This window comes from Dietzia sp. KRD202, assembly GCF_017168155.1.
Lineage (GTDB): Bacteria > Actinomycetota > Actinomycetes > Mycobacteriales > Mycobacteriaceae > Dietzia > Dietzia kunjamensis.
The window spans coordinates 131,946-156,046 of sequence record NZ_JABFAN010000018.1 but is presented as its reverse complement, the minus strand read 5'-3'; the positions used below and the strand labels follow the sequence as shown (position 1 = coordinate 156,046).

The window sequence follows — 24,101 nt, the reverse complement described above, 5'->3', positions numbered from 1 at the left end:
GATGTCTGTGCGATGTTTACCGTCACCCACCAGGGAATGACACACCTGTGATTACACACATGCAAGCCGCGTAGGTCAAGCGAAATCGGGGATACCTACCATTTTCCCCACCCGCCGCGGCCGGTGACACGCCGCCCCGATTGTGGCGTGGGACACGTCCCCGGCGCGCCCGCCACCCTCCCGGACCGGGCCTGTCCGGCCCACCGGCGCAGCGTCGCACGCACCGTCACTACTCTCGTCCGTGTGAAGATCTGTGTTCTGGCCGGCGGCGTCGGTGGCGCCCGTTTCCTGCTCGGCGCCCGCCGACTACTCGGACTGGACGCCGAGTCCGCCCGAGCGGGTTCGCCGCATCGTATCGACGCGGTGGTCAACGTCGGCGACGACGCCTGGATGCACGGGGTCCGCATCTGCCCCGACCTCGACACCTGCATGTACACCCTCGGCGGCGGCATCGACCCCGAGCGCGGCTGGGGCCACGCCGGGGAGACGTGGAACTGCCGGGACGAACTCGCGGCATACGGCGTGCAGCCCGACTGGTTCGGGCTGGGCGACAAGGATCTGGCCACCCACCTGGTGCGCACGCAGATGCTCGACGCCGGCTACCGGCTCACCCACGTCACCGAGGCGCTGTCGACCCGCTGGTCCCCCGGCGTGCGCCTGCTGCCCGTGACCGACGACCGCTGCGAGACGCACGTGGTCGTGACCGGCGGCACGGCCGACGACGGGACCGGCGCGGGCGACGCGGCGACCCCCGGCGACGGCCCTGACGCGGACGCCCCCGGCCCGCGGGCGATCCACTTCCAGGAGTGGTGGGTCAAGCACCGGGCGCAACTGACGCCTTCCGGCTTCGTGCAGGTCGGCGCCGATGCCGCCACGCCGACCCCGGAGACGCTCGAGGCGATCGAGACGGCCGACCTCGTCGTCGTCGCCCCCTCCAACCCCGTGGTCTCCGTCGGCGCGATCCTCGCGGTGCCCGGGATCCGCGCCGCGCTGCGGTCCACCCCCGCCCCCGTGGTGGGCATCAGCCCGGTGATCGGCGGGGCGGTGCTGCGCGGCATGGCCGACACGTGCCTCACGGCGATCGGAGTCGAGACCTCCGCGACGGCCGTGGCGCGCCACTACGGCGCCCGCTCCGGCACCGGCCTGCTCGACGGCTGGCTCGTGGCCCCGGGCGACGCGCCCGCCGACGGCTCCGGCGCGGTCGACGGCGTCGCGATCCGGGAGGTCCCGCTGCTCATGACCGACCCCGACGCCACCGCGGACATGGTCGCCGCCGCGATCGACCTGGCCGGCCTTGAGGTCCCCGCCCGGACCGACCGATGACCGACGGCGCGCTCCCCGAGATCCGCCGCTGGACCGTCGAACACGCCGCGCCCGCGGACGTCGTAATGTGGGCACCCGACGGCCTGCCCGAGTTCCGGCCCGGTGACGACCTCGCGGGCGCCCTCGCCGACGCGCTCACCGCCGACCGGCACGGCCTCGTCGACGGCGACGTGGTGGTGCTGACCTCCAAGGTGCTGTCCAAGACCGAGGGGCGGATCGTTCCCGCCCCCACCGACCCGGACGAGCGTGACGCCCTGCGCCGGCGGCTCGTGGACGCCGAGTCGGTCCGCGTGGTCGCGCGCGTCAACCGCACGCTCATCACGGAGAACCGGCTGGGGATCGTCCAGGCCGCCGCCGGGGTCGACGGCTCCAACGTCGAGGCCCGCGAGCTCGCGCTGCTCCCCGAGGATCCTGACGCCTCCGCCGCCGCGCTCGCTCGCGAACTCCGACGCCTCACCGGCGCGCGCGTCGCCGTCGTCGTCACCGACACGATGGGGCGGGCCTGGCGCACCGGCCAGATCGACATGGCCATCGGCGCCGCCGGACTGCGGGTGTCGGTGGGGTACGACGGCGCCGTGGACCGCCAGGGCAACGAACTGTTGGTGACCGACGTCGCCGTGGCCGACGAGATCGCGTCAGCGGCGGACCTGGTCAAGGGCAAGCTCGGGGCGCGACCGGTCGCCGTGGTGCGCGGGATCGGGCACCTGCTGCTGGACGACGGTCACGACAACGGCGACGACGACGACACCAACAACGACGACGACGAGGTGGACTTCCCCCGGCGGGCCCGTGACCTGGTCAGGGACGGGTCCTCGGACCTGTTCCGGTTGGGCACCGCCGAAGCGGTGGCGCTGGGGCGGCGGGAGGCCGTTCCCGCCCGTCGCTCGGTGCGACGGTTCTCCGACGAGTCCGTCGACGCGGACCTGTTGGCCGGCGCCGTGGCGGATGCGCTGACCGCCCCCGCACCGCACCACTCCACGCCCGTCCGGTTCGTGCGCGTCGCGGGCCACGCGCGCATGCGGCTGCTGGACGCCCTGCGCGCGGACTGGGAACGCGACCTGCGCGCCGACGGGCACACCGGCGAGATCCTGGCCCGTCGACTCGGGCGCGGTGACCTGCTGCGCACCTGCCCCGAGCTGATCCTGCCGTTCGTCGACGACGACGCCGGAGCACACGACTACCCGGACGCCCGCCGGGCCGCCTGCGAGGAGACCATGTTCACCGTCGCCGGAGGTGCCGCGGTGCAGTCGCTGCTGGTGGCGCTCGCCGCGCGCGGCCTGGGCTCGTGCTGGGTGGGGTCGACGATCTTCGCCGCCGACACCACCCGCCGCGAACTGGGGTTGCCGGGCTCGTGGCGGCCGCTCGGTGCGGTCGCGGTGGGCGTGCCCGCCGAGACGGTCCCGCCACGGGAGCCGCGGCCGGCAGGCGACGCCTACCTGACGGTCGAGTGAGTCGGTAGCCGCCATGAGCGCCACCTATCCGATGTCGCGCCACCTGCCGGATCCGATGGGTGGCGAGACATCGGATGGGTGGCGAAGGCCGGCCGGGCCTACATGTCGGTGGAGTAGCGGATCCCGCCGTCGGGGATCTGCACCCCCGGCCACACGCGGGCACCGCGCAGGAGCTCGCAGCGGGCACCGATGTCGGCGCCGTCACCGATCACGCCGTCCCGGATGAGCGCCCGGTGGCCAATTCTCGCGCCGAATCCGACGATCGAACGCTCGACCGTCGCCCCGGCCTCGATGCGGGCACCGTCGAAGACGACCGCGCCGTCCAGTCTGGCCCCGGCCCCGATCTCCGCGCCGCGCCCCACGACGGTCCCGCCGACCAGGACGGCGCCCGCCCCGATCCCGGCACCCTCGTGGACCAGGGACTCCCCCGCGTGGCCGTCGAGCGCCGGCGACGGGGCGATGCCGCGGACCAGGTCCGCCGAGCCGCGCACGAAGTCCTCCGGCGTGCCCATGTCCCGCCAGTAGGCGGAGTCGACGAACCCGTAGACGCGCCGGCCCTCACTGAGCAACTGGGGGAAGGTCTCACGCTCGACCGACACCGGCTGGCCCTCGGGGATCTGCTCGATGAGCTCACGGCGGAACACGTAGCAGCCGGCGTTGATCTGGTCGGTCGGCGGATCCTGGGTCTTCTCCAGGAAGTCCTGGACGCGCCCGTCGTCGTCGGTGGTGACGCAGCCGAACGCGCGCGGATCGGAGACGCGGACCAGGTGCATCGTCAGGTCGGCGTTCTTCTCGCGGTGCAGGGCGAGGATTTCCCGCAGGTCGGTCCCGCCGAGGACGTCGCCGTTGAACACCATGACCGTCGAGGCGGTGAGCTCGGACAGGACGTTGCGGATGCCGCCGCCGGTGCCCAGGGGTTCGCTCTCCACGACGTAGGAGATGTCCAGGTCCAGGGCCGACCCGTCGCCGAAGTACTCCTCGAAGACCTCGGCCTTGAAGGAGGTCCCCAGCACGACGCGCCGGATGCCGGCCGCCCGGATCCGGGAGAGCAGGTGGGTCAGGAAGGGCAGGCCCGCGGTGGGCAGCATCGGCTTGGGCGCCGAGATCGTCAGGGGCCTGAGCCGGGTGCCCTTGCCGCCGACCAGCACCACCGCCTCGGTGTCCGCGATCAGGTCGTCGTCGGTGGTGGCACTCCCGGGGGTCGTCGAGGTCACGGTGAAGGCTCCTGCTGTCGAAAGGGCCGCGGGCGGGGGCGCGCTCGCGCCGCTCCGGTGGCCGGTGGATGGGACTCGGTTCCGGGGTGTCGGGCTCAGCCCGCGGCGCGCCGGGCGGACCGGATCGCCAGGCGACACCGCAACTCCAGGCCCGCTTTGAGCGCCCAGCGTATCGGTGCCTGCCAGGCGTGTGGGTGCCTGTCCGCCTGGAACAGGTACGCGCTGCGGTGGTGCGCCCGGAGGGTGAACTCCGGCACCGCGTTCGCAGCGTGACCCTGGTCGTGGTGGATGACGGCGGCGGGCACGTAGACGTTCTGCCACCCGGCCCTGCCGAGACGGTCGCCCAGGTCGATGTCCTCGAGGTACATGAAATACCGCTCGTCGAACCCGCCCAGGGCATCGAACGCCGCCCGGCGCAGCAGCAGGCACGAACCCGACAGCCACCCGGCGGCCCGCTCGGTCTCCATGTCCGCGTCGTCGAGGTATCCCGCCGTCCACGGGTTCCGCGGCCACACCTGGCCGAGCAGGGCGTGGCCGATCCCCGCGCCCAGACGTGGGACCGCCCGGGCGGACGGGTACACGGACCCGTCGGTCTCGGAGATCCGCGGGCCGAACGCGGCGGCCCGCGGCCAGCGTGCGGCGGCGGCGAGGAGCTCGTCCACCGACCCGGGTTCGAAGGTCACGTCCGGGTTGACCACCAGGACGAACTCCTGGTCGAAATCCTCCGGCCGGCCAGCGATCAGCGTCACCGCCCGGTTGATGGCGGTGCCGTACCCCAGGTTGTCGCCCGTGGGGAAGAACTCGGCGAACCCGTACTCCGCCGCGACCTCCTCCGGCACCCCGTCCGTCGACCCGTTGTCCGCCATCACCAGGCCGACCTGCCGGGTCGTGGCCGCGGGGAGGGTCTCGACGAAGCTGCGGAGGTGGTCGCCCGGCGAGTACGTCACCGTCACGACGGGTAGTCGGGTCGTCACGCGAAACACTCTACGACGCACCCCACGGATTCCGACGCCCGGCGCGCGGCGCGGTACCGTTGATCATCATCGGCGGCCTCGAGCGGCCCTACTCGACGACAAGGACGGTGGATGAGCGCCGAGCTGCCAGCGACGCCCCGTCGTGCCCCCGGCCGGGCACGGAGACGGCGTCACGCCACCCCGGCCCGCCCGGTCGCGTACCGGGTCGGTCGCGTCGTGGCCGCCCTCGTCTCCGCCCTGTGTCTCCTGATCACCGGCGTCGGGTGGACCCTGTTCAACGGACTCAGCTCGGACCTGACCTCCGCCGGCGGTCTCGACGTGGGTGACGGTGGCCTCGACGGCGCCGTCGACATCCTTCTGGTGGGCACGGACAACCGGACCGACGCGCAGGGCAACCCCCTCAGCCAAGAGGAACTGGCCACGATCCGGACCGGCGAGGAGGAGGGCGAGAACACCGACACGATCCTGCTCATCAGGATCCCCGAGGACGGCAGTTCCGCCACCGCGATCTCCATCCCCCGCGACGTCTACGTGGAGACCAGCTCGGTCGGCGGGAGCAAGATCAACGGCGTCTACGCCGCGAACAAGGAGGCCCATCTCGAGCGTGCCGTCGCGTCCGACCCGGACGGTGAACTGACCGAGGAGGACCAGCGCGCCGCGGTCAAGGCCGGGCGCAACGGCCTCATCGGCGCCGTCGAGGATCTCACCGGCGTCCAGGCCGACCACTACGCCGAGATCGGCCTCCTGGGGTTCGTGCTGCTCACCGACGCGGTCGGCGGCGTCCCCGTCTGCCTCAACGAGCCGGTCGACGAGCCGCTGTCGGGCGCGAACTTCCGTGCCGGCGTCCAGACGGTCTCCGGATCGGACGCCCTGAGCTTCGTGCGCCAACGCCATGACCTGCCCGCGGGCGACCTCGACCGGATCGTCCGTCAGCAGGTGTTCATGTCCCAGCTGGTCAAGAAGATCCTCTCCGCCGGCACCCTGGCCGACCCCTCGAAACTCGGTGCGCTGGTCGACGCCGCCAAGCGGTCCTTCGTCATCGACGAGAATTGGGACTTCGTCGACTTCGCCATGAAGCTCCAGGACATCAGCGGCGGCAACGTCCGATTCGAGACCATCCCGGTCACCAGCATCGACTCGTTCACCGAGTGGGGCGAGTCCATCGTCACCGCCGACCCCGCCGAGGTGTCGGAGTTCGTGGCCGGTTTCGCCAGCACCGAGGATCGGGAAGCGGACGCCGACGCCACCACCGATCCGGAGCAGACCCCCACCGACGCGCCGGGGCCGGACCCCGCCGAGGTGACGGTCTCCGTGGTCAACACCACCGCGATCGACGGTCTGGCCGCGCAGGTCTCCGGAGCCCTCACCGAACTCGGCTACACCGCAGGCGACCTGCTCACCGACCCGGCCACCGCCTACACCTCGCACGTCGCCGCAGCCTCCGCCGACGACGACGCCGCCTTCGCCGTGTCGGAGGCCCTCGGCGGCCTGCCCGTGCAGGTCGACCCAGCGCTGCCCGACGGCTCCGTCCGCGTCGTCCTGGCCGAGGACTACAGTGGCCCCACCGGCAACGCCGCCGGCACCGAGTCCTACTCCCCCACCACCTCCTCCTATGCGCCGCTGCCGCCGTCCATCGCGGATCGCCCGACCTTCGACGCCGGCTCGGACGTGCCCTGCGTCAACTGACCGACTGCGCCCACCGACCGACTGCGCCCACTGACCGACCACCACCCGGGAGGCCCAGAGTGACCACCGCCGCCGACACCGTCCTGCAGCCGCTCCTCGCACTCGACCCGGGAACCCCCATGGTCACCCACTACAACCAGGCCGCCCCGTCACGAGTGGAACTGTCTGTCACCTCCACCGCGAACTGGGCCGCGAAGATCGCTGGACTCCTGCGCGACGAACTCGGGGTGGTGCCGGGCGACGTGATCGTGTGCGACCTGCCCGCGCACTGGCTCACCGCGGGCGTCCTCCTCGGCGCCTGGTGGGCGGGCGCCGAGGTGAGCACAGGGGCCGCGGACGACGCCGTCGCCGTCGTCACCGTCCCCGACCGCCTCGCCAGCCACCCCACCGACATCGAGACCCTCCTCATGACCACCGACCCGATGGGCCGCCCGCTGGCGGCCGCCGGCGTCGAGGTCCCCCCGGGCGTCACCGACCTCGCCGAGGCCTGCCGCATCCACCCGGACGCGTTCGCCCCCTCCGGCGGGGGCCCGCTCGCCCTCGACGGCTCTCCACTGTCCGAACTGGCCGACCCCGCGCTGGCCGGCCGCGCCCTCGTGGCGGGCTCCGATCGCGACGACGTGGTGCAGGTGCTGGCCCGGGTGTTCGCTTCCGGTGGCACGGCGGTGCTCGTCACGGGAGCAGACGCGGACGATCCCGCGGTCGCCGACGTGGCGGCCACCGAACGCACCACGCTCACCCTCTGACCGCCCGGCGCCCGCGACACGCGCCCCAACGACGCCGCGCCCCAGCGCCCCAGCGACGCGGAAATCCGCTACTCCGATTCCGGATCCGCTCCCCTGATGCGGGTAGCAGATCCGGAATCGGAGTAGCGGATTCGTGGAGGGTGTACCGGTCAGCGGGCCGGCGGCACGGGCATCAGGCCAGGATCTGACGCGCCATGACCATGCGGTTGATCTGGTTGGTGCCCTCGTAGATCTGGGTGATCTTGGCGTCGCGCATCATGCGCTCGACCGGGAAGTCACGCGTGTACCCGGCACCGCCGAACAGCTGCACGACGTTGGTGGTGACCTCCATCGCGACATCCGAGGCGAAGGTCTTGGACGCCGCGGCCATGAAGCCCAGCTTCTCCCCACCGGGCGCGGAGCCGCGCTCGGCGTTCGCGGCGGCCGTGTAGACCATCAGACGCGAGGCCTGCACCTTCATCGCCATGTCGGCCAGCATGAACTGCGTGTTCTGGAAGTCCGAGATCGCGCGGCCGAACTGCTTGCGCTCCTTGGTGTAGGCGATCGCCGCGTCGAGGGCGCCCTGCGCGATACCGACGGCCTGCGCGCCGATGGTCGGGCGGGTGTGGTCGAGGGTCTGCAGGGCGGTCTTGAAGCCGGTGCCCGGCGCGCCGATGATCCGGTCGCCCGGGATGCGGACGTTCTCGAAGTACAGCTCCGCGGTGGGCGAACCCTTGATGCCGAGCTTCTTCTCGGTCTTGGACACGCCGAAGCCCTCGTCGTCGGCGTGGACCATGAACGCGGAGATCCCGCCGGCACCCTTCTCGGGGTCCGTCACGGCCATAACGGTGTACCAGGTCGACTTGCCGCCGTTGGTGATCCACGCCTTGCTGCCGTTGAGGATCCAGTCGTCGCCGTCCTGGCGAGCGCGGGTGCGCATGGCTGCCGCGTCGGAGCCGGCCTCGCGCTCGGACAGCGCGTAGGAGGCCATCTTGCCCTCGGCGATCTCGGGAAGGACCTTCTGCTTGAGCTCCTCCCCACCGGCCAGGATCAGGCCCATGGTGCCGAGCTTGTTGACGGCGGGGATCAGCGAGGACGACCCACAGACGCGGGCGACCTCCTCGATCACGATGCACGCCGCCACGGAGTCCGCGCCCTGCCCGCCGTACTCCTCCGGCACGTGGACCGCGTTGAAACCCGAGGCGTTGAGCGCGTCGAGGGCCTCCTGGGGGAACCGCTCGTCCTCGTCGACGGCCGCGGCGTGGGGCTCGATCTCCTTCTCCGACAGGGCTCGGATCGCGGCCCGGAGCTCTTCGTGCTCCTCCGCCGGGCGGTACAGGTCGAAGTCGGGGTTACCGGACATATGCGGGCCTCCATAAGGGATTCGTCGGTGCTGATCGCGCGGCGGGCGCCGGCCAGGTTCTCGCGGAGGGGCCGCTGACGTTCGTCGGCCGCCAGTATCGCCGCGGGAGACGCGAGGCCGCGTCCGGCCCTTCAAATTACCAGCCGGAAGTCGGCCCCCGTCGGCGCCGTCGGCCCCGCCGCGCCCCCGCGGTGGCGATCAGCCGAGCAGTTGTCGGCGCAGGGCCTCGTCCTTGCGCTCGACCATCGCCTCCAGCTCGGCCTGGAACGCCTCCATCCGCTCGCGCAGGGCGGGGTCGGAGGCGGCGAGGATCCGCACCGCGAGCAGACCCGCGTTTCGCGCCCCGCCGATCGACACGGTGGCCACCGGGACACCGGCGGGCATCTGCACGATCGACAGCAGGGAATCCATGCCGTCCAGGTGCTTGAGCGGCACGGGGACACCGATGACCGGCAGCGGCGTGGCCGAGGCGACCATCCCCGGGAGGTGCGCGGCGCCGCCCGCACCCGCGATCACCACGCGGACGCCCCGGCCGGCCGCCGAGTGGGCGTAGTCGAGCATCTTCTGCGGGGTGCGGTGTGCCGAGACCACCCCGACCTCGAAGGTGATCCCGAACTCGGCGAGTGCCTCCGCCGCTGCCTCCATGGTGGGCCAGTCGGAGTCGCTGCCCATGATCAGACCGACCTGCGGCCCGCCGTGTCGCTCGGTCATCCCGTCGCCTTTCCTCAGTGTGGTGCGCTCAGCGTTCCGGTGGTGCGCTCAGCGTTCGAAGTCTCCGGCCGGCGCCCCCGAGTGGGGGTCCCAGCCGTCGGCCCACTCCCCGTGGGAGAGCCAGTGGGCCGCGAGTTCCGCGACCGCGCGGACGGATGCCACCTGGTCCGCGTCGTCCGGGTCAACACCCGGGTCGGCCAGGACGTTGACGTGGCCGATCTTGCGGCCGTGCCGCTCCGACTTGCCGTAGAGGTGCACCTTCGCGTGCGGGAACCGCGCGGCGAGGTGGTGGACGCGCTCGTCCATGCTCATCTCCGGCGTCTCGGGAGCGCCGAGGACGTTGGCCATCACGGTGAGGGGCGCGGTCGGGACGGTGGAGCCGAGCGGGTAGTCGAGTACCGCCCGCAGGTGCTGCTCGAACTGGCTGGTGGTGGCCCCGTCCATCGTCCAGTGGCCGGAGTTGTGGGGTCGCATCGCGAGCTCGTTGACCAGTACTCCCGGGCGACCGTCCGAGCCGATCACCTCGAACAGCTCCACGGCCATCACGCCGGTCACGTCGAGGTGCTCGGCCAATCGCAACGCGGTGGCCTGCACGGCCGAGCGCAGGTCGTCGGGCAGCCCGGGGGCGGGCGCGATCGCCACCGAGCAGATCCCGTCACGCTGGACGGTCTCGACGACCGGCCACACCGCCCCCTGCCCGAACGGGGACCGGGCCACCATCGCGGACAGCTCCCGGGTCCACGGGACGCGGGCCTCGGCCATCATCGGCACCCCGGCGGCGAGCTGCTCGTCGGCGATCCGCTCGGCTTCCTCCAGCGAGCCCGGCATCCAGACGCCCCGACCGTCGTACCCGCCCCGCGCGGCCTTGAGGACGATGTTCCCGTCCTGTTCGTCGTGGAAACGTCGGACGTCGGCGAGCGAGTCCACGCCGGTGAACGGCGGGACAGGGGCGCCGATCTCCGCGAGCGCGCGCCGCATGACCAACTTGTCCTGGGCGTGGATGAGCGCGGATGCACGGGGACGCACGGCGACCCCGGCGGATTCCAGCTCGAGCAGGATCTGTGGGGGCACGTGTTCGTGGTCGAAGGTCATCACGTCGGCGCCCTCCGCGGCGGCGCGGACGGCGTCGGGATCATCGTGCGCGCCGATCACCACATCCGGCGTGACCTGGGCGGCCGGGTCCTGCGGGTCGGCGGCGAGCACGCGGAGCGTCTGGCCGAGGGCGACGGCCGCCTGGTGGGTCATGCGGGCGAGTTGTCCCCCGCCGATCATCGCCACGACGGGCGTGCCGAGGGGATTGCGGCGGATGCGCGAGTCGTCGTTCACGTCGCCCATGGTCTCACGCGGGGCGGGGTCGTCACCGCCGCCCCGGGAGCCCCCAGCGGAACCGTGGCGCCGCGGCGACCGGAGCGGGCGGGGGCGGGGGTGGCAGTCGCATGAGCTCGTCGTAGACGGCGGCGTGGACGCGGGCGACCTCCGGGACGTGGTCGATCTCCACCGGCGGCAGGTGACCGAGCTCGAGGATCAGGCATCCCGTGCCCAGGGCGCGGTCGGTGAGGGTGTGGCGGAACCTGACGGCGCTGATCCTGCGCAGCGGCACGTCCACGCACCGCCGCGAGGACCCGGACGGCCGGTAGAGCACCCTCTCGTCGGTGACCACGAGGTCGGTCCGTGCCCACCGGGTCAGGGGCCAGAGCCCGAACCGGAGGAAGACCAGGGCGTACAGCACCGCGACCATGGCCCAGGTCGCCGTACGGTCGCCGGCGTGGACCACCTGCACCTCGATGAAGCCGCCGGCGATCCCCGCGAGGCCGGCCCCGACCACCGTGACCAGCGCCGGGCGGACGAGGGCGCGCCAGTGCGGGTGGGTGTGGACGATGAGCGTCTCCCCCGGCGCGAGGACCGATCGGATGAAACCCACGGCTCAGCCGCCCCACCGACCGCCGACGCCACGGACGTGGGTGACGTCGCCGGCGGCGACGGCGAACTCACCGTCGGGGTCGACGACGACGAGGCGGCCGTCGCGGTCGACCCTGTCCGCGCGCCCGGTCCGCACGACGTCCCCGGGTAGTTCGACCCTCACCTCGGCGCCGACGGTGGAGCAGGCCTCGGTGTAGGTCGTCATGAGCAGGTCCGAGACGGTCGATCCGCTCCCGTGCTCGCACTCACGCCACTGGCGATGGCGCAGAGCCAGCGCCTCCAGGACGGCGCGGGCCACGCCGTCCCGGTCACCGGACCCGCCGGCCAGCGCCAGCGAGGTGGCGTGGGGCACCGGCAACTGCTCGCGGGTGAGTGAGACGTTGATGCCGACCCCCACCACCACGGCCGGCAGCCGGACGGGGAAGTCCCCGCCGCCCGGCACGGTGGTCATCTCGGCGAGGATGCCGGCGATCTTGCGCCCGTCCACCAGGACGTCGTTGGGCCATTTGAGCGTCGCGTCCACGCCACCGGCCTCGCGCAGCCCGTCCCTCACCGCGAGACCGGTGACGAGGGGCAGCCATCCGAAGAGGGTCGGCGAGATCGCTCCGGGGCGCAACAGGACGCTCACGGCGACCTGCGTGCGCGGCGGGGCGGTCCACACGCGACCGAGGCGACCGCGGCCGGACGCCTGGTGCTCGGCCAGCAAAACGCTGCGGTCGGGGGCACCCCCGGCCGCGCGGGAGATCAACTCGGCGTTCGTCGACCCGATGTCGTCGACGACGTCGAGTGACGAGTACGGCGCGTCCGGGCCCTCCACCAGAGCGCGACGGAGCGCGTCAGCGTCCAACCTGGGCGGGATCTCGGTACCTGGATCTGCGTGCACGACCCCCAGCGTATGTCGCCGCTCGGACATCGGGCGGGGTCGCCGCCGGGGGATGTACGCCGGGTCACGTCGCCACGGAGGCGGGTCACTGGTTAGAGTCTTGCAACATGACGACTGCCTCAGAACCGGACGTGAGCGCCGACGTCCAGACGGACGCTGCGACCCCCGACATCCACACGACCGCCGGGAAGCTGTCCGAGCTGCGTCGGCGCCTCGACGAGGCCCGGGCCCCGATGGGGCAGGCCGCGGTGGACAAAACACACGACAAGGGCCTGATGACGGCCCGCGAGCGCATCGAGAACCTTCTCGACCCGGGCTCGTTCGTCGAGATCGACGCCCTGGCCCGCCACCGGGCCACGACGTTCGGTCTCGCCGAGCGCCGGCCGCTGGGCGACGGTGTCATCACCGGCTACGGCACGATCGACGGCCGGAGCGTCTGCGTCTTCTCGCAGGACGCCACCGTCTTCGGCGGGTCGCTGGGCGAGGTCTACGGCGAGAAGATCGTCAAGGTCATGGATCTGGCCCTCAAGACCGGCCGTCCGATGATCGGCATCAACCACGGCGCCGGCGCCCGGATCCAGGAGGGCGTCGTCTCGCTCGGCCTGTACGGCGAGATCTTCCACCGCAACGTCCTCTCGTCGGGTGTCATCCCGCAGGTCTCCCTGATCATGGGCCCGTCGGCCGGCGGCCACGTCTACTCCCCCGCGCTGACCGACTTCACCGTGATGGTCGACAAGACGTCGCAGATGTTCGTGACGGGCCCCGACGTCATCAAGACCGTCACCGGCGAGGAGGTCTCGCAGGAGGAACTCGGCGGCGCCACCACGCACATGACCAAGTCGGGCGTGTCCCACTACACCGCCAGTGACGAGCAGGACGCCCTGGACTTCGTCAAGGACCTGCTCTCCTACCTCCCGAGCAACAACCGTGCCGAGGCCCCGCGGTTCCCGTTCCCCGTCGCCGAGGGTGCGATCGAGGACAACCTCACGCTCGAGGACCACGATCTCGACACGATCATCCCCGACTCCTCCAACAGCCCGTACGACATGCACGAGGTCATCTCGCACATCGTCGACGACGGCGAGTTCCTGGAGATCCAGGGCCAGTACGCGATGAACGTCATCGTCGGTTACGGCCGTATCGAGGGCCGCAGCGTGGGCGTGGTCGCCAACCAGCCCACCCAGTTCGCCGGCTGCCTGGACATCAAGGCCTCCGAGAAGGCCGCCCGCTTCGTCCGTACCTGCGACGCGTTCAACATCCCCATCCTCACGCTGGTCGACGTGCCGGGCTTCCTGCCCGGGACCGGCCAGGAGTTCGACGGGATCATCCGCCGCGGCGCCAAGCTGCTCTACGCCTACGGTGAGGCCACCGTCGGCAAGGTCACCGTCATCACCCGCAAGGCCTACGGTGGCGCGTACGACGTCATGGGCTCCAAGCACATGGGCGCCGACATCAACCTCGCGTGGCCGACCGCCGAGATCGCCGTCATGGGCGCCTCGGGAGCCGTCGGCTTCGTCTACCGCGACCAGCTCAAGCAGGCCGCGGCCAACGGCGAGGACGTCGACGCCCTCCGGCTCAAGCTCCAGGCCGAGTACGAGGACACCCTCGTCAACCCGTACGTCGCCGCCGAGCGTGGCTACGTCGACGCGGTCATCCCGCCCTCGCACACCCGCCTGCAGGTCGCCCAGGCACTGCGGCTGCTCGACCGCAAGGTCGTCGAGGTGCCGGCCAAGAAGCACGGGAACATCCCGCTGTGACCGGCGAGCAGCAGCAGGACCCCGCCGGGCAGCCGGAGAAGCCGTTCCTCGAGATCGTGGGCGGTAACCCCACTCCCACGGAGGTGGGCATCCTGTCCGCGGTCTTCGCGACCGCGCAGGGGAACGCCGCCCACGCGAGTGAGCACGACACCGGCGTCAGGGATGACTGGGGATCCTACGAGGACCGCCTGCGTCCGCCGTTCGGATACAGCCCGAGCTCGTTCCTCAACCGCCGCCAGTACTGAGCGCAGAGGACGGGCCGCACCACGAGCCGCCCCCGTCCCCGTCCCCCACGCGTGCCGATGCACGCGCTGGAGCACGGGCACGGGGGCGGCTGTGTCGTATCAGGGCTGCTGCGTCGGATCAGTAGGGTGGTGGCACCGCCGCCGGACCGGTCGGCGGGCAGTTCTCGAGGAGGACCGTCGATGTCCGAGGAAGCCACCTCCGCCGGGCGGGAGGCCACGTCTCCCGGGCGGGACGCCGGGGCATCCGGCGGTCCCACCCGCGACCCCGTGGCCGAGGATCGCGATCACGGCCGTCGTGCCGGCACCGACGAGGGCACCGCCACGCACCACACCGACCTCATCGGGAGGGCGGCGCCGTCCGCCACCCGCCCCGGGGCCACGGTCGTCCACCAGGACGAGACCGCCAAGATCGTCGCGTTCGAGTTCGACGAGGGCCAGGAGATGCCCGACCACGCCGCGTTCCACCCCATCCTGATCCAGCTGCTGCGGGGACGCGTGGAGTTCGGCCTGCCGGACCGCACACTCGAACTGCGCACCGGCGAAATCCTCCACCTCACCGCCAAGCTCCGGCACCGGGTCCGGGCACTCGAACCCACCACGCTGACCATCACGATGCTGCTGCCGCGGTCCTGACCCGGTGGCTACGCTGAGGCCCATGATCGCGCTCGTCCTCGCCTCCGCCTCCCCGTCCCGACTGCGGATCCTCGAGCAGGCGGGGGTGGACCCGCTCATCCGCCACCCTCAGGTCGACGAGGACGCCCTGCAGGCCGCCCTGCCGCCGGGAACCCCGCACGTGCGGGTCGTGGAGGAACTGGCCCGCGCCAAGGCGGAAGACGTCCTGCAGCGCGAGGGCGAGTCTCTCGCGGCCGAGGCGAGGTCGGCCGGTGCCGACACACTCGTGGTGGTCGGGTGCGACTCGATGCTGTTGGTCGACGGCCACCTCGAGGGCAAACCCCACACCTACGAGCGCGCCATGGAGCGCTGGCGGAGGATGCGCGGGCGTCACGGGGTGCTGCTCACCGGCCACGCGCTGATCGTGGCCGATCTCACCGGCGACGACCCCCTCGCCGTCACCTACTCCGAGACCGACACGTCCGACACCACGGTGCACTTCGGCGCACCGTCCGACGCCGACCTCGACGTGTACCTGCGCACCGGGGAGCCGCTCGAGTGCGCGGGCGCGTTCACGATCGAGTCACTCGGGGGCTGGTTCATCGACCGGATCGAGGGCGACCCGTCGAGCGTGATCGGGCTCAGCCTGCCACTGCTGCGACGACTCCTCGAGGGTGCCGGAATCAACGCCCACCGCGTCTGGCGACCCGAGCTCCGGACGTGAATCCACCCGGGTTTCCCCACCCGGGGACGTGACCGGCCCAACAACTTCGCAGGTCAGGCCGCCCGGCGCCCGGCGGGCCCGCCCCCGCGGGCCAGCCCTTGGACCCCCAACACCACACATGAGGGGGGCCTCTCATTAGACTGCGGAAGAACTCGGTGGGCCCCACGGCCGATCGACAGTAGAGACGTTTACCTCCAGGAGGCCCTGAGTGCCCAGTCATGCCAGCTCTCACATCACCAAGGTCCTCGTCGCCAACCGCGGCGAGATCGCCGTCCGTGTGATCCGTGCGGCGAAGGACGCCGGCCTGGCCAGCGTGGCCGTATACGCCGAGCCCGACGCCGACGCACTGTTCGTCAAGCTGGCCGACGAGGCCTTCGCTCTGGGAGGCACCACCTCCGCGGAGTCGTACCTGGTCTTCGACAAGATCCTCGACGCCGCCGCCAAGTCCGGCGCGGACGCCATCCATCCCGGCTACGGCTTCCTGTCCGAGAACGCCGACTTCGCGCAGGCCGTCATCGACGCAGGCCTGATCTGGATCGGCCCCCCGCCGCAGGCGATCCGGGACCTCGGCGACAAGGTCACCGCCCGCCACATCGCCGAGCGGGCCAACGCCCCCATGGCCGCCGGCACCAAGGACCCCGTCGCGGGTGCCGACGAGGTCGTGAAGTTCGCCGAGCAGTACGGCCTGCCCATCGCGATCAAGGCCGCCTTCGGCGGTGGCGGTCGCGGTATGAAGGTCGCCCACAGGATGGAGGAGGTCGCCGAGCTCTTCGAGTCGGCCACCCGTGAGGCCGTCGCCGCGTTCGGTCGCGGCGAGTGCTTCGTCGAGCAGTACCTCGACAAGGCCCGCCACGTCGAGGCCCAGGTCCTCGCCGACCAGCACGGCAACGTCATCGTCGCCGGCACCCGCGACTGCACCCTGCAGCGCCGCTTCCAGAAGCTCGTCGAGGAGGCCCCCGCGCCGTTCCTCACCGACGACCAGCGCAAGCGGATCCACGACTCCGCCAAGGCCATCTGCAAGGAGGCCGGCTACTACGGCGCCGGCACCGTCGAGTACATGGTCCAGGGCGACACGATCTCCTTCCTCGAGGTCAACACCCGCCTCCAGGTGGAGCACCCGGTCACCGAGGAGACCGCGGGCATCGACCTCGTCCTGCAGCAGTTCAAGATCGCCGAGGGCGAGGTGCTCGAGTTCACCGAGGACCCCGCCCCGCGTGGCCACGCCTTCGAGTTCCGCATCAACGGCGAGGACGCGGGTCGCGGCTTCCTGCCCGCCCCCGGCACCATCACCGGTTACCACGAGCCCACCGGCCCGGGCGTGCGCATGGACTCGGGCGTCGAGCAGGGTGACACGATCGGCGGCCAGTTCGACTCCATGCTCGCCAAGCTGATCGTGTGGGGCGAGGACCGCGACCAGGCACTCGCCCGCTCGGCCCGCGCCCTGGCCGAGTACAAGATCGAGGGCATGGCCACGGTCCTGCCGTTCCACCAGCACATCGTCACCAACCCGGCATACGTCGGTGACGGCAAGAGCTTCGACATCTACACCAAGTGGATCGAGGAGGAGTGGGACAACCCGATCGAGCCGTGGTCGCCCACCGGTGCGCCGGCCGACGACGACGAGCCCGTCGAGCGCAAGAAGGTCGTCGTCGAGGTGGACGGACGTCGCGTCGAGGTCTCCCTGCCCGGTGACCTGGCCTTCGGCGGCTCCCATGCCGGCGGGACCGTCCGCCGCAAGGCCAAGTCCCGCACCCGTGGCGGCGCCGCAGGTGCGGCCGCGTCCGGTGACGCCGTGTCGGCCCCGATGCAGGGCACCGTCGTGAAGGTCGCCGTGGAGGAGGGCCAGGAGGTCTCCGCCGGCGACCTGGTGGCCGTGCTCGAGGCCATGAAGATGGAGAACCCGGTCACCGCGCACAAGGACGGCGTCATCACCGACCTCGCCGTCGACGCCGGTGCCGCCGTCACCCAGGGAACGGTCCTCTGCGAGATCAAGTGATCCGCGGGTAGAGCCTGCAGCCCGGAGGGCCCCGGCGACCGACTCCGGTCGCCGGGGCCCTCCGGCGTCAGCGCCAGCACCTGACCGGGCGGCCCGGGCTCTGCGACGTCAGCGGCAGAGCGCGGGCGGTGTTCCGCCGGGCCCGGGCGGTGTTCCGCCGGCCGGGTTCGCTTCCCGTGCGCTTTGCGCGTCCGCGATGGACCGTTCGAGGCGCGCACCCCCACACAATGCGGGCAGACCGGGCGCGCAGGTAAGCGAGAGCGCGCAGGTGCGCCCAGTCGGGCCGGGTCAGCCGGTCGAGCTGTCGACCACGGGCTGGGCGCTGGCGGGATCGAAGATCGCGTCCGCGAGGAACTCCCGGACCTCGGGCACACGCCGCAGGAATCCGTCCGCCTCGTCGTCGGATTCGGCCACCTGGCTCGCCTCCTCGGCGGCGACCCGCCGCTCGAACAGCTCCACCTCCCTCGCGATGCGGTCGTCGTCCCAGCCGAGAACGCCCGCCATCAACTCGGCGACCTCCCGGGCGCAGTCGACGCCACCGTGCTGGTACTCCATGGAGATCCGGGTGCGGCGCACGAGGACGTCCTCGAGGTGCAGGGCGGCCTCCGCGAGCGCGGCGTGCACGATCTCCACACGCAGGTAGCGCTCGGCTCCCCCGACGGGATCGAGGAGGTCGGGCCGGTCGGCGGCGAGCTCGAGGACGTACTCGGCGAGCGTTCCGTACCGCCCGAGCAGGTGCTGCATCTGGTCGTCGCGGATCTCGTACTGGTCGGCGATCCGGTCGGCCCGGTTGACCATCCCGGGGTAACCGTCGGCGCCCAGCAGCGGGATCCGCTCGGTCGTCGACGGCGGCACCTCGGCGGCCCGCTCCCCCAGTTCCGCCACGGCGGCGTCCACCGCGTCGGCGGCCATCACGCGGTAGGTCGTGTACTTGCCGCCCGCCACGACCACCGCGCCGGGGGCCACGGTCATCACGGCGTGTTCGCGGGAGAGCTTGGCGGTGGAGTCGGCGCCTCCGGAGAGCAGCGGGCGCAGGCCGGCGTACACGCCGCGGACGTCCTCGCGCCGGATCGGGGTGGTGAGCACCGAGTTGACGTGGCCGAGGATGTAGTCGATGTCCGCGCCGGTGGCCGCCGGGTGGGCGAGGTCGAGCTGCCAGTCGGTGTCGGTGGTGCCGATGATCCAGTACTCGCCCCACGGGATGACGAACAGCACGGACTTCTCGGTGCGCAGGATGAGCGCGGCCTCGGAGTCCACCTTGTCGCGGTCCACCACGATGTGCACGCCCTTGGACGCCCGCACGGTGAAGCCGCCCTCCTCGCCGAGCATCTTCTGCAGCTGGTCGGTCCACACCCCGGCGGCGTTGAGCACGGCCCCGGCCCGGACGTCGGTCTCGCGACCGGTCTCGGCGTCACGCACCCGTACGCCGGTGACCCGGTCGCCGTCCCGCAGGTAGCCGATCACCTGGGTGGAGTTGGCCACGACCGCCCCGTGGTGAGCGGCGGTGCGCGCCAGGGTGAGAGTGTGGCGGGCGTCGTCGACGAGGGTGTCCCAGTAACGGATCCCGCCCACGACGGCGTCCTCGCGCAGCCCCGGGGCCACCCGGCGCGCTCCCGCGCGGCTGTAGTGCTTCTGCGGCGGGACGCTCTTGGAGCCGCCCATCAGGTCGTAGAGCACGAATCCTGCGGCCATGTAGGGGCGTTCCCAGAACCGACGGGTGAGCGGGAAGAGGAACTTCAGCGGCGTGACCAGGTGCGGGGCCAGGCGCGTCATGCTGAGTTCGCGCTCGTGGAGGGCCTCGGCGACCAGGCCGAAATCGAGCTGCTCGAGGTAGCGCAACCCGCCGTGGAACATCTTCGAGCTGCGGGAGGACGTGCCGGCGGCGAAGTCGCGGGCCTCGACGAGCGCCACGTTCAGCCCCCTGGTGGCCGCGTCGAGCGCGCTGCCGGTGCCCACCACACCCCCGCCCACGATCACGATGTCGAAGGTGTCCTCCGACAATCTGCGCCAGGCCTCGGCGCGGCGGTCGGGGCCGAGGACCGATCGGGACCTGGTCGTGGGCATGGGCGCTCCCTCCGGGGCCGTGCGCGGGTTCCGGCCCGTCGCCGACGACTCTACGCGCGAGGCGGACGTGTCCACGCGAACGCGGACGTAGTCTTGGCCGTGTGACTCGCAGCTCCTACATCCTCGCGATCGACCAGGGCACCACCTCGACACGGGCGATCCTCTTCGACGACCGGGGCATGCCGGTGCCCGCGGCGACGGCGCAGGTCGAGCACCGGCAGATCCTGCCGAGGGCGGGCTGGGTCGAGCACGACCCGCTGGAGATCTGGCAGAACGTCCGCGCCGCCATGGCCCAGGTCGCGAGCAGCGTAGACCTCGAACCGGCGGCGGTGACCGCCATCGGCATCACCAACCAGCGCGAGACGGTGGTGGTGTGGGACCGGGAGACCGGCGATCCGGTCTACAACGCGATCGTGTGGCAGGACACCCGCACCTCCGGCATCTGCGCACGGTTGTCCGAGGCCCACCCGGACGGCGACGACCGGTTCCGCGCCGCCACCGGCCTGCCCCTGTCGACGTACTTCGCCGGCCCCAAGATCCGGTGGATCCTCGAGCACCTGGACGAGCGGGGCGAACGCGGGACCGAGCGGGCCGAGGCCGGGGAACTGCTGGCGGGGACCATCGACTCGTGGTTGGTGTGGAACCTCACGGGTGGGCGCCGGGGTGGCGACGACGGCGAGGCGGCCCTCCACGTCACGGATGTCACCAACGCGTCGCGGACCCTGCTCATGGATCTGCGGTCCCTGGAGTGGGGTGACGAGCTGTGCCGTGAGGTCGGCGTCCCCCGGGCGATGCTGCCGCGGATCGTCCCCTCCTCCGGCGTGCTGGGGCACGTGACGACACGGCGGATGTTCGGCGGCACGCCCATCGCCGGGATCCTCGGCGATCAGCAGGCCGCGATGTTCGGGCAGACCTGCTTCGAGCCGGGCGAGGCCAAGAACACCTACGGCACGGGCGCGTTCCTGCTGCTCAATACGGGCACGACGCCGCAGTTCAGCGAGAACGGTCTGCTCACCACCGTCTGCTACCAGCTGGGGGACGCCGATCCCGTGTACGCCCTCGAGGGATCCGTGGCCGTGGCGGGGTCACTGGTGCAGTGGCTGCGCGACAACCTCGGGGTGATCTCGACCGCCGACGAGACCGAGGACCTCGCGAGATCCTTGGAGGACAACGGCGACTGCTACCTGGTGCCGGCCTTCTCCGGGCTGCTCGCCCCGCGCTGGCGGCCGGACGCCCGCGGCGTGATGGTGGGCCTGACCCGCTTCCACACCCGGGCGCACCTGGCGCGGGCCGCGCTCGAGGCCACGGCCTTCCAGAGCCGCGAGATGGCCGCGGCGATGGTCGCCGACGCCGGGGAGTCCGCCGATTCGCTACGGGTGGACGGCGGGATGGTGGTCAACGACTTCCTCATGCAGTTCCAGGCCGACATCCTCGGGGTGGACGTGATCCGGCCGGAGGTCACCGAGACCACCGCACTGGGTGCCGCGTTCGCCGCCGGGCTGGCGGTGGGTCAGTGGGACTCCCCCGACCGGCTCCGTGAACTGTGGCGGGAGGACTGCCGTTGGACGCCGCAGATGCCCGAGGAGGAACGTCAGCGGTTGATCCGCCGGTGGGACGAGGCGGTCGAGCGGACGCTGGGCTGGGCGGACGTCGAGGGCTGACCCGGCGGCGACCGGTGCGATGGGCGCGCTCGGTCGGCGGGTGCGATCGGCAGGTGCGGTCGACGGGGTGTCAGACGGCGTGGAAGACCGCCGGCCGCAGCGGACGCACGGCCAGTCGGGAGCCCGTCCCGACGCGCTGACCCGTGGGTACCGGCACGGCGCAGATCTGGTCGGTGCCGTCGAATCGCATCCGCACCAGGGTCCGGGCACCCCCGAACTCGACGGCGGTGCACACGGCGTGACCCCGGATCTCCTCGTCGTCGTAACCGACGTCGTACCCGTCGTCGTACCCGACCTCGTGCCCGGCGGCCCCGACACCGCGCACCTCCAGGCTCTCGGGGCGCCACAGGACGGTCCCCCGTCCCTCGGCGGGCGAGTCCAGCGGCACGGTGCCGAGAACCGTCTCCGCGGTCGCGCCGGTCGCCGTGGCCGGCAGGGCGACGGTCTCGCCGGAGAGGTCGGCGACCCCGCGGCTGACCGGATGGTGATAGAGCCGCTCGGGGGTGTCGACCTGGGCGAGCTCGCCGTCGATGAGGACCGCGACGCGGTCAGCCGTCGCCATCGCCTCGGAACGGTCGTGCGTGACGAGGATGGAGGTAGCCCCGGCCTCGGCGAGCAACGCCGCGACCTCCGCTCTCACCGCTCCGCGCAGAGCCGCGTCGAGCGCGCTGAAGGGCTCGTCGAGCAGGATCAGCCCGGCTCCGGGGGCGAGTGCCCGCGCGAGCGCCACCCGCTGCTGCTGACCGCCCGACAGCTGCGACGGCCGGTCACCCGCCCGGTCCGCCAGCCTGACCAGGTCGAGCACCTCGCGGACGCGCTCGGCACGCTCGGCGCGGCCGCGCCACCTCGCCAGGGGGCCCGGCGGCACCAGTCCGAACCCCACGTTGTGCGCCACGTCCAGGTGGGGGAACAGCGCGCCCTGCTGGGGGACCAGCCCGATCCCGCGCCGCTGGGCACTGAGCCGGTCTATGCGGCGGCCGTCCAGCAGGATCCGGCCGGACGACACCGGGTGCAGGCCCGCGATCATGCGCAGCATCGTGGTCTTCCCCGATCCGGAGGCGCCCAGGACCGCCACCGATTCTCCCGCCTCCACCCGGAGTGCGACGCCGCGGACCACCGGGGAGCCGTCGTATCCGCCCGAGACGGAGTCGAGTTCGAGTACCCCGCCGGGGCTGGGTTTCCAGGTCACGTCGCGCTCCGTTCGGTCTCGTTCGCCCGGCCCGAGGCCGCGGTCGCCGTGCCCGGGTCGCGTCGGCCGCCCGCGCCCCAGCCGAACGACCGACTCAGCACGAACGCGGGGATGACCGCCACGACGACCAGCATGGCGGCGTACGGGGCCGCCTGCGAGTAGGCCGCCACCTCGGTGTGCGACCACATCGCGGTGGCGAGGGTCTCCGTGCCCGTGGGCCGCAACAACAACGTGGCGGGCAGTTCCTTGGCCACGCTGAGGAACACGAGGCTCGCGCCCGCGAGGATCCCCGGCATCGCCAGTGGCGCGACCACCCGGGCGAACGTGCGCAGACGCCCGGAGCCCAGGCCGGCCGAGACGTCCTCGAGGCTCACCGGGATGGCGCTGACCGAGGAGCGCACCACTCCCACTGCGAGCGGCAGGAACAGCACCACATAGGCGAACACCAGCATCGGTGTCTGCTGGTAGAGCCCCGGCACCAGCCGGATCCCCACGAACACCACCGCGAGGCCCACCGTGATGCCCGGGAGCGCGAAACCGACCTGGGCGATGGTCTCGGTGGACCGCGCGACGATCCCGTCCGAGCGCGCCGCGAGGATCCCGATCGGCAGCGCCAGGACGATGGTGGCCAGCGCCGCCACGGCCGAGACCCCGGCGGTGGTGCCGGCGGCCTGGAACACCGGCGTCCACGAGACGTCCACGCTCGCCGCGGCGCGCACCCACCGGGCGAGGCCGGCGAGCGGGCCGAACACCCCGCCCGCGAGGATGACGGCGACGACGACGAGGGCGAGCCCCTTCAGGCGACCCAGCGGTAGCCGGGTGGGCGCCGAGTCGACCCCGGCGCCGACCCTCGCGACCTCGCCGCGTCGGGCCCGCCGCTCCCCGACCATCACGACCAGGGCCAACACGATGAGGACGCACGCCAGGACAGCCGCCGGGACACGGTCGAACGCCGCCCGGTAGGAGTGGTAGATGCCCAGTGTGAACGCCTCGTAGCGGAGCATCGCGACCGCCCCGAAGTCGGACAGCGTGTACAGCGCCACCAGGAGCCCGCCCGCGGCGACCGCCGGTCGGATCTGTCGGAACGTCACCCCGAACACGGCACGGGTGGTGCCGTGCCCGAGGGTGCGCGCGACCTCCTCGAGCCCCGGGTCCACCCGCCGGAGGGCGGCGGAGGCGGGGAGGAACACGTACGGGTAGCAGGAGATAGTGAGCACCGCGACGGCCCCCGGCAACCCGAGGACCTCCGGGAAGTCGGCCACCCAGAGGTAGCCGAGGACATACGACGGCGTGGCCAGCGGAACGCACAGGAGCGCACCGATGACCGGGGCCCCCGGTAGGTCGGTGCGGACCACGAGCCACGCCATCCCCACCCCGACCATCACGCTGGCGGTGGTGACCAACACGACCAGCACGACGGTGTTGCCGAGGAGGGTCAGCGTCCGACCGGAGCCGAGCACCTCGGCGGCGGACGCCGGGCCCCGTTCGCCCGCCCGGATGACCAGGTAGACCAGCGGGATGAGCGTCGCCGCACACGCCAGCACGGCGGCCGCCCCGAGGAGGGGCCGGCCGCCGCGCAGTCGCGTCAGCAGGTCGATGTCCG

Annotated in this window: 20 protein-coding genes; 10 read left to right on the top strand and 10 right to left on the bottom strand. The window is 72.2% G+C overall.

The window, feature by feature from the left end; translation table 11 throughout:
- The first annotated feature begins 243 nt into the window (after positions 1 to 243).
- Positions 244 to 1,323, top strand: coding sequence for a 2-phospho-L-lactate transferase CofD family protein (locus tag J1M64_RS14590; protein WP_067712261.1), 1,080 nt, complete (start codon positions 244 to 246; stop codon positions 1,321 to 1,323).
- A complete protein-coding gene (locus J1M64_RS14585) occupies positions 1,320 to 2,774 on the top strand; it encodes a coenzyme F420-0:L-glutamate ligase (RefSeq protein WP_206474559.1) in 1,455 nt (484 codons plus the stop codon). The genes J1M64_RS14590 and J1M64_RS14585 overlap by 4 nt, the downstream gene beginning before the upstream one ends.
- 98 nt (positions 2,775 to 2,872) lie before the next feature.
- Here the strand turns inward: J1M64_RS14585 and J1M64_RS14580 are convergent, their stop codons facing one another.
- On the bottom strand, positions 2,873 to 3,988 hold the full coding sequence (locus tag J1M64_RS14580) for an NDP-sugar synthase (RefSeq protein WP_307872452.1): 1,116 nt from the start codon (positions 3,986 to 3,988) through the stop codon (positions 2,873 to 2,875).
- A 95-nt stretch (positions 3,989 to 4,083) separates the two neighbouring features.
- Complete coding sequence (locus J1M64_RS14575; RefSeq protein WP_067712256.1) at positions 4,084 to 4,962, bottom strand: glycosyltransferase family 2 protein; 879 nt, start codon at positions 4,960 to 4,962, stop codon at positions 4,084 to 4,086.
- A 111-nt stretch (positions 4,963 to 5,073) separates the two neighbouring features.
- Here J1M64_RS14575 and J1M64_RS14570 point away from each other — a divergent pair, with 111 nt between their 5' ends.
- Together J1M64_RS14570 and J1M64_RS14565 are read left to right on the top strand one after the other, a co-directional pair.
- The gene (locus J1M64_RS14570) at positions 5,074 to 6,648 is read left to right on the top strand and encodes an LCP family protein (RefSeq protein WP_206474558.1); all 1,575 of its coding nucleotides are present in this window, start codon (positions 5,074 to 5,076) and stop codon (positions 6,646 to 6,648) included.
- Between the two features lie 59 nt (positions 6,649 to 6,707).
- Positions 6,708 to 7,394 carry a TIGR03089 family protein gene (locus tag J1M64_RS14565; RefSeq protein WP_206474557.1) on the top strand — a complete coding sequence of 229 codons (687 nt, stop codon included), beginning with the start codon at positions 6,708 to 6,710 and terminating at the stop codon, positions 7,392 to 7,394.
- 172 nt (positions 7,395 to 7,566) lie between these two features.
- Here J1M64_RS14565 and J1M64_RS14560 read toward each other — a convergent pair whose 3' ends face one another.
- The 5 genes from J1M64_RS14560 to J1M64_RS14540 all read right to left on the bottom strand — a co-directional run bounded on the left by J1M64_RS14560 (position 7,567) and on the right by J1M64_RS14540 (position 12,280).
- A complete protein-coding gene (locus J1M64_RS14560; RefSeq protein ID WP_206474556.1) occupies positions 7,567 to 8,736 on the bottom strand; it encodes an acyl-CoA dehydrogenase family protein in 1,170 nt (389 codons plus the stop codon).
- 198 nt (positions 8,737 to 8,934) lie between these two features.
- Positions 8,935 to 9,447, bottom strand: coding sequence for a 5-(carboxyamino)imidazole ribonucleotide mutase (gene purE, locus J1M64_RS14555; protein ID WP_154830301.1), 513 nt, complete (start codon positions 9,445 to 9,447; stop codon positions 8,935 to 8,937).
- Between the two features lie 48 nt (positions 9,448 to 9,495).
- Positions 9,496 to 10,782: a 5-(carboxyamino)imidazole ribonucleotide synthase gene (locus J1M64_RS14550; protein WP_206474555.1), complete on the bottom strand. Its 1,287-nt coding sequence runs from the start codon at positions 10,780 to 10,782 to the stop codon at positions 9,496 to 9,498.
- Between the two features lie 22 nt (positions 10,783 to 10,804).
- Entirely contained in the window at positions 10,805 to 11,368 is a 564-nt protein-coding gene (locus J1M64_RS14545) for a PH domain-containing protein (protein WP_206474554.1), read from the bottom strand.
- Between the two features lie 3 nt (positions 11,369 to 11,371).
- Positions 11,372 to 12,280, bottom strand: coding sequence for a biotin--[acetyl-CoA-carboxylase] ligase (locus J1M64_RS14540; RefSeq protein ID WP_206474553.1), 909 nt, complete (start codon positions 12,278 to 12,280; stop codon positions 11,372 to 11,374).
- 77 nt (positions 12,281 to 12,357) lie between these two features.
- On the opposite strand from J1M64_RS14540, the gene J1M64_RS14535 reads away from it, so the two are divergent.
- From J1M64_RS14535 to J1M64_RS14515, 5 genes are all read left to right on the top strand, one after another.
- Positions 12,358 to 14,007: an acyl-CoA carboxylase subunit beta gene (locus J1M64_RS14535; RefSeq protein ID WP_119191963.1), complete on the top strand. Its 1,650-nt coding sequence runs from the start codon at positions 12,358 to 12,360 to the stop codon at positions 14,005 to 14,007.
- Positions 14,004 to 14,252 carry an acyl-CoA carboxylase subunit epsilon gene (locus tag J1M64_RS14530; protein ID WP_206474552.1) on the top strand — a complete coding sequence of 83 codons (249 nt, stop codon included), beginning with the start codon at positions 14,004 to 14,006 and terminating at the stop codon, positions 14,250 to 14,252. The genes J1M64_RS14535 and J1M64_RS14530 overlap by 4 nt, the downstream gene beginning before the upstream one ends.
- 180 nt (positions 14,253 to 14,432) lie before the next feature.
- The gene (locus J1M64_RS14525; RefSeq protein ID WP_241261572.1) at positions 14,433 to 14,885 is read left to right on the top strand and encodes a cupin domain-containing protein; all 453 of its coding nucleotides are present in this window, start codon (positions 14,433 to 14,435) and stop codon (positions 14,883 to 14,885) included.
- A 22-nt stretch (positions 14,886 to 14,907) separates the two neighbouring features.
- Entirely contained in the window at positions 14,908 to 15,588 is a 681-nt protein-coding gene (locus tag J1M64_RS14520; RefSeq protein WP_096905895.1) for a nucleoside triphosphate pyrophosphatase, read from the top strand.
- A gap of 208 nt (positions 15,589 to 15,796) precedes the next feature.
- The gene (locus tag J1M64_RS14515; RefSeq protein ID WP_067712221.1) at positions 15,797 to 17,584 is read left to right on the top strand and encodes an acetyl/propionyl/methylcrotonyl-CoA carboxylase subunit alpha; all 1,788 of its coding nucleotides are present in this window, start codon (positions 15,797 to 15,799) and stop codon (positions 17,582 to 17,584) included.
- Positions 17,585 to 17,872: 288 nt separating this feature from the next.
- On the opposite strand, the gene J1M64_RS14510 is transcribed toward J1M64_RS14515, so the two are convergent.
- Entirely contained in the window at positions 17,873 to 19,648 is a 1,776-nt protein-coding gene (locus tag J1M64_RS14510; protein ID WP_206474550.1) for a glycerol-3-phosphate dehydrogenase/oxidase, read from the bottom strand.
- Positions 19,649 to 19,749: 101 nt separating this feature from the next.
- Between J1M64_RS14510 and glpK the strand changes: the two genes are divergently transcribed.
- The gene (glpK, locus tag J1M64_RS14505) at positions 19,750 to 21,309 is read left to right on the top strand and encodes a glycerol kinase GlpK (protein ID WP_206474548.1); all 1,560 of its coding nucleotides are present in this window, start codon (positions 19,750 to 19,752) and stop codon (positions 21,307 to 21,309) included.
- A 70-nt stretch (positions 21,310 to 21,379) separates the two neighbouring features.
- Here the strand turns inward: glpK and J1M64_RS14500 are convergent, their stop codons facing one another.
- Positions 21,380 to 22,498: an ABC transporter ATP-binding protein gene (locus J1M64_RS14500; RefSeq protein WP_206474546.1), complete on the bottom strand. Its 1,119-nt coding sequence runs from the start codon at positions 22,496 to 22,498 to the stop codon at positions 21,380 to 21,382.
- Positions 22,495 to 24,042: an iron ABC transporter permease gene (locus J1M64_RS14495; RefSeq protein ID WP_241504356.1), complete on the bottom strand. Its 1,548-nt coding sequence runs from the start codon at positions 24,040 to 24,042 to the stop codon at positions 22,495 to 22,497. The genes J1M64_RS14500 and J1M64_RS14495 overlap by 4 nt, the downstream gene beginning before the upstream one ends.
- Positions 24,043 to 24,101 lie beyond the last annotated feature (59 nt).